This is a genomic window from Archangium sp. (assembly GCF_036389735.1).
In the GTDB taxonomy this organism is placed as follows: domain Bacteria; phylum Myxococcota; class Myxococcia; order Myxococcales; family Myxococcaceae; genus Archangium.
The window spans coordinates 1-5,388 of record NZ_DASVWK010000741.1 but is presented as its reverse complement, the minus strand read 5'-3'; the positions used below and the strand labels follow the sequence as shown (position 1 = coordinate 5,388).

Here is a 5,388-nt window from a genome sequence, read left to right as displayed (position 1 = left end):
CCCGCGCTCCAGCGCCCGGGTCGCTTCGACCGGCGCATCGTGGTGCCCCGTCCCGACCTGAAGGGCCGCCTGGGCGTGCTCAAGGTGCACACCCGCCGCGTGCCGCTGGCTCCCGAGGTGGAGCTCGAGGTCATCGCCCGCGGTACGCCGGGCATGACGGGCGCGGACCTGGAGAACCTGGTCAACGAGTCGGCCCTCATGGCCGCGCGTCAGAACAAGGAGCGCGTGGACCTCAGCGACTTCGAGCAGGCCAAGGACAAGGTCTTCATGGGCCCGGAGCGCAAGTCCATGATCATGACCGAGAAGGAGAAGCGCAACACCGCCGTCCACGAGGCCGGCCACGCGCTCATCGCCAAGCTGCTGCCTGGCTGCGATCCGCTCCACAAGGTCACCATCATCCCGCGCGGTCAGGCCCTGGGTCTCACCTGGAGCCTGCCCACCGAGGACAAGGTCAACGGGTACAAGAAGCAGATCCTCGACCAGATCACCATGGCCATGGGCGGCCGCATCGCCGAGGAACTCATCTACAACGAGATGAGCTCCGGAGCCTCCAACGACATCGAGCGCGCCACCGAGACGGCGCGCGCCATGGTGTGCCGCTGGGGCATGAGCGAGAAGATGGGGCCCCTGGCCTTCGGCAAGAGCGACGGTGAGGTGTTCCTGGGCCGCGACTTCAACTCGGCCAAGGACTACTCCGAGGACACCGCGCGGCAGATCGACGCCGAGGTGCGCAGCATCGTGATGAGCTGCTACGAGAACGGCAAGCGGGTGCTGACCGAGCACCTCGAGGGCCTCAAGCGCGTGGCCGATGCACTGGTGGAGTACGAGACGCTGGATGCCGAGGACGTCAACATCCTCCTCCAGGGGGGTCAGCTCACCCGTGAGCGCCCGGCTCCCCGCGTCTCCGCCCCGCCTCCGAAGTCCACCGAGAAGAAGGACAAGCGGAAGATCCTCGACGCGCTCGAGGGGCTCCCCAACATGGAGCCGAACAAGGCGTAGCCTGAACTTCGCTTCCGTGTAGAACCCGGGCCCTCTCCACTCACGTGGGGAGGGCCCTTCTGCTTTTCGCCCCCGGAGCCGACCCGACATGATTCGCGCCCGCCCCGTCCGCGTCGACCGTCCCGCCGACCTCGAGCCGGCTTTTCTCCGCATGGGGCTGCCCACCCCCGCCCGCGAGTACCTGCTGGAGAAGCTGCCCGCGCTGCACGTGCTGCTCACTGGCCTGGGGCGCGAGCAGGGCCGCTTCCTCGCCAGCCTCTTCGCGGCCTCCACCTCTCCCGGGCGCGAGGAGTTCCCCTCCTGGGTGGCGGGCGACCAGCGCCTCCGGCCCGGTACGGGCCTGCTCTCCGGCCGCAAGGAGCAGTTCGAGCGCGTGGTGGCCGCCGCGAAGGACCAGCCGGAGCTGGCGGAGCTGGCCGGGGCCCTGGCGCGTGTGCTGGAGCTTTCCGCGCCGCCGGCCGAGCTGGTGCTGGGTGGGCGCACCTTCGCCTTCGGCGCGCGTACCCATGTCATGGGCGTGGTGAATGTGACGCCGGACAGCTTCTCGGACGGCGGGCGGTACTTCGGCACCGAGGCGGCCGTGGCCCACGGGCTGCGGTTGGCCGAGGCGGGAGCGGACGTGCTGGACGTGGGCGGTGAGTCCACCCGGCCGGGCTCGCCGCCCGTGTCCGCCGAGGAGGAGCTGGCCCGCGTCCTTCCCGTCCTCGAGGGCCTGCGGGCCCGCACGGACGTGCCCCTCTCGGTGGACACCACCAAGGCGGCGGTGGCCCGCGAGGCGTTGAAGGCCGGCGCGGTGCTCATCAACGACATCAGCGGCTTCCACTTCGACATGGAGCTGCCGCGCGTGGTGGCCGAGGCGGGGGCGGCCTGCTGCCTCATGCACATCCAGGGCACCCCGGAGACGATGCAGAAGGAGCCCCACTACGAGGACGTGGTGGACGAGGTGCTGGCCTTCCTGGAGGAGGGCGTGGCACGGGCGGTGGCCGCGGGCGTGCGGCGCGAGCGCGTGCTGGTGGATCCGGGCATCGGCTTCGGCAAGACGCTCGGGCACAACCTCTTCCTGCTGCGGCGGCTGGGCGAGCTGCGCGTGCTGGGGCTGCCGGTGCTGGTGGGCACCAGCCGCAAGTCCTTCCTCGGGCGGCTCGCGGGGGGCAAGCCGGCGGACGAGCGGCTGGCGGCGACGCTGGGCTCCGTGGCGGTGATGGCAGCGGCGGGGGACACGGACTTCGTGCGCGTGCACGACGTGGCCGAGGTGCGCGACGCGCTCGCGGTGGCGGACGCCGTGCGCTCGGCCCTGGAGGGTGGGGCCCTCTACCGGTCGGGGAAGGTGCGCGGGTGAAGGAGTATCCCCTTCAGGGGGAATGTGCGCCTAGGGCCGACCTTCCACGGGGAGGAGCAGGCTGACTGGCCGCAAGCTTGTCCAGGGAGCTCCAACTCCCTAGCTTCGGCCTCTGTGGAGGGCAGGGTATAAGCCCTCGGCGTCGGCGGTCCGGCTTCGGCCGGCCAGGGAAAGGTGGAGCGGCACACTATGGCCTACAGGATGAACATGCCCCCGAAGGAAGAGAGGGCGTCGCAGCGGCTGTTCGGCACCGATGGCGTTCGCGGCGTCGCCAACGTCTATCCGATGACGGCGGAAGTCGCGATGCAGCTGGGCCGAGCACTCGCGCACCTCATCCGCAACGGGCCTCACCGGCACCGCGTCATCATCGGCAAGGACACGCGACTGTCCGGCTACATGCTCGAGCAGGCGCTCGCCGCCGGCCTCACCTCCATGGGCGTGGACGTGGACCTGGTGGGACCGCTGCCCACTCCGGGCATCGCCAACCTCACCACCTCCATGCGCGCGGACGCGGGCGCCGTCATCTCGGCCTCCCACAACCCGTACCAGGACAACGGCATCAAGTTCTTCTGGCGCGACGGCTTCAAGCTGCCGGACGAGACGGAGGCGAAGATCGAGGAGCTGGTGGCCAGCGGCGCCATCGACTCCATCCGCCCCACCGCGACCAAGATTGGCCGGGCCTTCCGCCTGGAGGACGCGCGCGGCCGCTACATCGTCTTCCTCAAGACGACCTTCCCCCGCGAGCTGACGCTGGAGGGGATGACCGTCGTCATCGACTGCGCCAACGGCGCCGCCTACAAGACGGCCCCCGCGGTGCTGGAGGAGCTGGGCGCCAAGGTCATCACCCTGGGCGTGCAGCCGGACGGCAAGAACATCAACCACAAGTGCGGCGCGCTCTACCCGGAGAACCTGGCGCGCGCGGTGGTGAAGTACGGGGCGAACGTCGGCATCGCGCTGGACGGTGACGCGGACCGCCTCATCGTCGTGGACGAGAAGGGCAAGGTGGTGGATGGCGACGCCATCATGGCCATCTGCACCGGCGAGCTCGTCACCCGCAAGGAGCTGAAGAAGAAGACGCTCGTGTCCACGGTGATGAGCAACATCGGCCTGGAGCGGGCGGTGGCGCGCTGGGGCGTCAAGGTGGTCCGCACCAAGGTGGGTGACCGCTACGTCGTCGAGGAGATGCGCCGCAACGGCTACAACATCGGTGGCGAGCAGAGCGGCCACCTCATCTTCCTGGACCAGAGCACCACGGGCGATGGCACCCTGGCGGCGCTCCAGCTGCTGGCCGTCATGTGCCGCCAGCAGAAGCCCGTGAGCGAGCTGGCCTCCATCTTCGAGCCGGTGCCGCAGACGCTCGTCAACGTGGTGGTGAAGCAGAAGCGCGAGCTGGGCGAGCTGCCCACCGTGATGCGGGCCATCCAGGACGTGGAGAAGAAGCTGGGCAAGGAGGGCCGGGTGCTGGTGCGCTTCTCCGGTACCGAGCCCAAGGCCCGCGTCCTCATCGAGGGCATCGACGCCACGCGCAACGAGCAGTACGCCCGGGAGATCGTCGAGGCGCTCTCCAAGGCGCTCAACGGTTGACGCTCAACGGTTGACATCCGGTCGCTGGCCGCCAATAGAAGGGCCGAGTCTTTCAGGAGAGCGGCCGAGATGGGACAGCGACTGGGTGTGAATGTGGACCACGTGGCGACGCTGCGTCAGGCGCGGCGCACCACGTATCCGGATCCGGTGACGGCCGCGGCGCTCGCCGAGCTGGCCGGCGCGGGGCAGATCACCATCCACCTCCGGGAGGATCGGCGTCACATCCAGGATCGCGACCTGCGCATCCTGCGCGAGACCGTCCAGACGCTGCTCAACCTGGAGATGGCGGCCACCCAGGACATGGTGAAGATCGCCTACGAGTACAAGCCGGACGTGGTGACGCTGGTGCCCGAGCGGCGCGAGGAGCTCACCACCGAGGGCGGGCTCGACGTGGCCGGGCAGCGAGAGCCCATCGCGAAGATCATCAAGAACCTCAAGGACGGGGAGATCACCGTCTCGCTGTTCATCGATCCGGACCTGGACCAGGTGCGGGCGTCGCACAAGGTGAACGCGGACCGGATCGAGCTGCACACCGGGCGCTACTGCGAGGCGCGCAACGAGCGCGAGCGGGCGCGGGAGTTGAGCCGGATCGTCGACGCGGCGAAGGTGGCGGCGAAGCTGGGCATGAGCGTGGCGGCGGGCCACGGGCTCAACTACGACAACGTGCATCCCATCGCGCGCATCGAGGAGATCGACGAGCTGAACATCGGGCACTCCATCGTCGGCCGCGCGGTGCTGGTGGGCTTCGAGCGGGCGGTGCGGGAGATGTTGGAGCTGATGCGCAACCCGAGGTAGGGCGCCATGGCAATCCTCGGACTGGGGATGGACATCTGCTCGGTGGCGCGCATCCAGCGCATCCTCGAGGGGCCGCGCGCCGAGCGCTTCCTGGCCCGGGTGTACACGGAGGCCGAGCGGGCCCTGTGCGGTGCACGCTCGGACGCGGCGAGCGCCTACGCGGCCCGCTTCGCCGCCAAGGAGGCCCTGGTCAAGGCGCTGGGCGCGCCGCCGGGCCTCACCTGGCAGGACATGGAGGTGGTGCGCGAGGGGGGCCCGCCCCGCTTCCGCCTCTCGGGCGTGGCGCTCGCGGAGATGGAGAAGCGGCGCGCGGAGGCCTTCCTCGCGCTCACCCATGACGCGGGGGTCGCCGCCGCGACGGTCATCCTCCAGGACAGGAGCTGAGCCATGCGCCGTGCCCTCACCGCCGCGAGGATGCGCGCGGCCGATCAAGCCGCCGAGTCCCGTTTCGGCATGCCCTCGCCGCTGCTGATGGAGAACGCCGGCAGGGTGCTGGCGAAGGTCGCACGGGAGCTGGGCGTCCCGGGCGGGCGGTACGTGGTGGTGTGCGGGCCTGGGAACAACGGGGGAGACGGGCTGGTGGCGGCGCGCTTCCTCCTCTCCGAGGGCCTGCGCGTGACGCTGGTGCTGGTCGGGGACAGGGCGAAGCTGACCCCCGAGTCCAAGCGCAA

Annotated in this window: 6 protein-coding genes; all 6 read left to right on the top strand. The window is 70.1% G+C overall.

The window, feature by feature from the left end; genetic code table 11:
* Positions 1-999 (top strand): ATP-dependent metallopeptidase FtsH/Yme1/Tma family protein (locus VF794_RS26380; RefSeq protein WP_414640956.1); only part of this gene is annotated, 999 nt, incomplete at its 5' end.
* An 88-nt stretch (positions 1,000-1,087) separates the two neighbouring features.
* Entirely contained in the window at positions 1,088-2,338 is a 1,251-nt protein-coding gene (folP, locus tag VF794_RS26375) for a dihydropteroate synthase (RefSeq protein ID WP_331115066.1), read from the top strand.
* A 189-nt stretch (positions 2,339-2,527) separates the two neighbouring features.
* The gene (glmM, locus tag VF794_RS26370; RefSeq protein WP_331115064.1) at positions 2,528-3,922 is read left to right on the top strand and encodes a phosphoglucosamine mutase; all 1,395 of its coding nucleotides are present in this window, start codon (positions 2,528-2,530) and stop codon (positions 3,920-3,922) included.
* 69 nt (positions 3,923-3,991) lie between these two features.
* Entirely contained in the window at positions 3,992-4,717 is a 726-nt protein-coding gene (locus tag VF794_RS26365; RefSeq protein WP_331115062.1) for a pyridoxine 5'-phosphate synthase, read from the top strand.
* Between the two features lie 6 nt (positions 4,718-4,723).
* Positions 4,724-5,101 carry a holo-ACP synthase gene (gene acpS / locus VF794_RS26360; RefSeq protein ID WP_331115060.1) on the top strand — a complete coding sequence of 126 codons (378 nt, stop codon included), beginning with the start codon at positions 4,724-4,726 and terminating at the stop codon, positions 5,099-5,101.
* A 3-nt stretch (positions 5,102-5,104) separates the two neighbouring features.
* On the top strand, positions 5,105-5,388 hold a 284-nt coding region (locus tag VF794_RS26355; RefSeq protein WP_331115058.1), incomplete at its 3' end, for an NAD(P)H-hydrate epimerase.